The sequence below is a fragment of the Alkalibaculum bacchi genome (genome assembly GCF_937875145.1).
In the GTDB taxonomy this organism is placed as follows: Bacteria; Bacillota; Clostridia; order Eubacteriales; family Alkalibacteraceae; genus Alkalibaculum; species Alkalibaculum bacchi_A.
On sequence record NZ_CALNCS010000204.1, the window covers coordinates 1 to 3,446 of the forward strand.

General features: G+C 33.8%; 5 protein-coding genes. All 5 read left to right on the forward strand.

Annotation, left to right across the window (positions count from 1 at the left end; all coding sequences use genetic code 11):
- Positions 1 to 762: 762 nt before the first annotated feature.
- The 5 genes from Q7P22_RS11805 (at position 763) to Q7P22_RS11820 (ending at position 3,061) form a co-directional block, all read left to right on the forward strand.
- On the forward strand, positions 763 to 1,377 hold the full coding sequence (locus tag Q7P22_RS11805; RefSeq protein WP_303864400.1) for a PepSY domain-containing protein: 615 nt from the start codon (positions 763 to 765) through the stop codon (positions 1,375 to 1,377).
- A 20-nt stretch (positions 1,378 to 1,397) separates the two neighbouring features.
- Positions 1,398 to 1,508 carry an MBL fold metallo-hydrolase gene (locus Q7P22_RS15015; protein ID WP_369695534.1) on the forward strand — a complete coding sequence of 37 codons (111 nt, stop codon included), beginning with the start codon at positions 1,398 to 1,400 and terminating at the stop codon, positions 1,506 to 1,508.
- 43 nt (positions 1,509 to 1,551) lie between these two features.
- On the forward strand, positions 1,552 to 1,680 hold the full coding sequence (locus Q7P22_RS11810; protein ID WP_278278703.1) for a hypothetical protein: 129 nt from the start codon (positions 1,552 to 1,554) through the stop codon (positions 1,678 to 1,680).
- 125 nt (positions 1,681 to 1,805) lie between these two features.
- Positions 1,806 to 2,255 carry a peptide-methionine (R)-S-oxide reductase MsrB gene (msrB, locus tag Q7P22_RS11815; protein ID WP_303864403.1) on the forward strand — a complete coding sequence of 150 codons (450 nt, stop codon included), beginning with the start codon at positions 1,806 to 1,808 and terminating at the stop codon, positions 2,253 to 2,255.
- 374 nt (positions 2,256 to 2,629) lie between these two features.
- Positions 2,630 to 3,061: a C-GCAxxG-C-C family protein gene (locus Q7P22_RS11820; RefSeq protein WP_303864405.1), complete on the forward strand. Its 432-nt coding sequence runs from the start codon at positions 2,630 to 2,632 to the stop codon at positions 3,059 to 3,061.
- Positions 3,062 to 3,446 lie beyond the last annotated feature (385 nt).

A 3,446-nucleotide genomic window follows, 5' to 3' on the forward strand; every position in this document is an offset into this window, starting at 1 on the left:
GCCGTCATATTATCAACTTTATACCAGTGCAGAAGTTGATAATATGACGGCCATTGAACTATATAAAAGAGCAGGTTTTAAAGAAGAAAATATATTTGAATATGAGGCTGGTGGAATTCAGTACAAAGAGATACGAATGATGATTTCACTTGAAAATCAAGAATAAACAAAATTAGAATTACTTTATGAGGGCATATCTTACATAGTTTATATATTGTGATTTAATGCAAATCAGCAGACTTTTATGCAAGTGTGGAGTGTTTATTGAATCTTCAGCAGAAGACCCCAGAGTAGGAGTTTATGTACTCTGGGATCTTCTTCATGTAGATGTCCTGCCACTAAGGCCTCACCAGGCTCAACCGATGTCTTTTTTATCTCCTCAAGGCATGTTGAGGCCGTAACGTTGCGTATGAAGGAGTGAAACGACTGAAGAAGCTCGTGTCAGGCTTGCCCAGGAAGGCGAGAGAAGCGGAGTTTGATTACGGCTGAACGCGTTATGTTGATAGAGGCGGAATAGGTTATAATAGTAGGATTAAAGGCATTTTAATTAAATATGTAGGAGTTTTTGCCCCCTAGACTCTGAGTTTAGGGGAGTTTTTCTTAAGAGGGTCTGGAGTACTGGCGCTTTCTAGCAGAATCAAGGACACAGTAAATGATATAAAAGAAGAGCCATAATATTTAGCTATAGTGCATATTTTATAGCTTTATAAGCAAATTATTAAATAGAGGATACTATTTTATAAAAGAAAGGAAGGAGTAACTATGATAAAGAAAAGATGGATTATATTTATAGTTTTAGTTTTGGCTATAACACTACCTGCTTGCACTGGAAATTCTCCTAATAATAATTCAAATGACGAAATAAGCAAGGAGGATAGTACAAATACTTATACCAATCCAGATTCTGATATCAATAATACTGGTACTATAACTAATGTTGTATATGAAGACATCAAATTGACTCCAGGAGAAGTATTTAATATTTATGTAAAGAAGTATCCTAATGTAAAGGTAAATAAGTTGGCGCTTGATTTTGACCGTGGATTATATATCTATGAAGTGGAAGGATATGACGATACAAATAAATATGAGTTAAAGATTGAACCTGTAGATGGGGAAATATTGAAAGAAGAACAAAAACAAAGAGATGATAATGATACAGAAGGCGAAATAACAATAGAAAATGTGAATAAAATACAAGAACTAATGGACAAAGCATTAAAAGATGCAGGTAATGGTTATAAAGTAGACGAGTGGGAATTAAAATTTGAAAATGGCCAAAGCATATTTGAAATAGAAGTAGTTGATGACAATGACCATGATATAGAATATAAATATAACATAAATACGATGGAGTTAATAGAAAAGGATCAATAGATTTTCACAGAACCTTCCTTTTGAGTATTGATATTATATGCCTTACCCATATGCATGGAGAACACATATTTGGATTGCCAGGTCTCCTATTAACTATGGGAAACAGCGAACGAAGCACACCAGTAACCTAAAGAAGCGGCAAAACTTGCACAATCAGGGAAAGTAAGAGAGTTATTGCTTACTCATTTTGGTACGGCATTAGATAATCCTATTGAATACACACAAAATGCTGTAGACGTCTTTCATAATACAATCATCGGCTTTGATGGATTTACAGGAGAATTATCTTTTGAAAAGAATTAAGAAATAATAAGGTAATATGGTCCCCTTGTGGTAGACTGTTTAAATAAAAAGGCTCACAAGAATGGGTATAATATAGCTGGGAATCAATTATTAATGTAAAATATTAGTGAGGATGGTGTAGGTTAATGGATAAAAAATATAACAAGCCCAATGATAAAATTCTTAAGGAAAAACTCTCAGCTCTTGAATACGATGTTACTCAGAACAGTGCTACCGAAAAACCCTTTGACAATGAGTTTTGGGATTTTGAAGAGGAAGGAATTTATGTAGATATTGTATCACGTGAACCTCTATTTAGTTCCCATCACAAATACGATGCAGGGTGTGGATGGCCTAGTTTTTATAAGAGTATTGACAATGATTATATTGTAGAAAAGCTAGACACTAGCTACGGAATGAGAAGAACAGAAGTGAGAAGTAAGCATGGGGATTCTCATTTAGGCCATATATTTAACGATGGTCCCCATGATAAGGGTGGCATGAGATACTGTATTAATAGTGCTGCTTTGCGGTTCATTAATAAAGCCGACTTAGAAAAAGAAGGGTACGGAGAATATATAAAACTATTTGAATAGAAAATAAACCCAGCTTTTAATTACGAGGTTCATTTTTCATTCAAGTATTTTGTTTTTAATCTCTTCAAAAATATAATTTTCTTATGGAGTTTTACTCTGGGGACTTCCTAGGGACTGGACTTTTAGGTCAAGATATTAAGTCTTGACCTCTTTTTTAATTTAAAATAACCAGATAATAAGTATTATCTGCAATATTAAAATTAGAAATGTAGGATATATTGTTGATATGGTAAATTGTTACGATGTGCAGAAATGGTTTGTGTTGCTTAGAAAATATTATTTTTTCCTATTTTGAATTTGTCAAAACATAAGATTTTATTAATATATTATAATTGTTATAATGTATTTATGGTAAATAATTATAGGGAGGAATAATGATGCTTAAAGATGAGGCAAGAAAGTATATCGAAAGTGAATTAAAATACGGAGAGCAGAGAAAACTCTACCATTACAACTGTGCTGAAACACTGCTTAATGCCTGCAATGATTATTACAAATTAAATTTGGATAAAAAAATATTTAAAGCTATCGTTCCATTTGGTGGAGGGTTTTGTTCTGAAAAAGCTTGTGGAGTACTGGCAGGAGGTATTGCAGCATTAGGCGTGATGTATTCGGAGGATAAGCCTACAGATAATACCAAAGTGAAGGAAATAACTCAACGGTGGGTAAAGGTTTTTGAGGAAGAATTTAGCGATATCGATTGTAAAGAGATTAAACCTATTTATAAAGATCCTGAAACGGGCTGTGCCAATGTAATGTTGAGGGCTGCTGAGCTGTTGGAATCGATAATTAAAGGCGAAAAATAAAATACTTATGTTCTCAAAGATTTTCCTAGGTTCATTAGGAACGTGAATTTTTGGGTTAAGTTATTGAGTAACCTCAGACTAAAGGTTTCACTTGGAAGGGAAGATTGCTTAGAGGGGTAGGATGTTTTCAACCTAATACCTTAAAATAAAAGAAGACGAAACTTCCCTTGAAGTCTTATCCTTAATGTGGTTAATTTGCAAATGAGAGTGGGTCGATACTTGAGAATCTAAAAACCTGACTTGAAAAGTTCCGTCTCTCACAAATGAACTGCTCCCTGTCAAGTAGACAAGTGAAAAATCAAAATGCACTCTCTTACCCAATAGGGACATATTTCAAGAATTCACTATTTAAATAAATTCTCCCACCGTTTTTGCAAGATGGTGG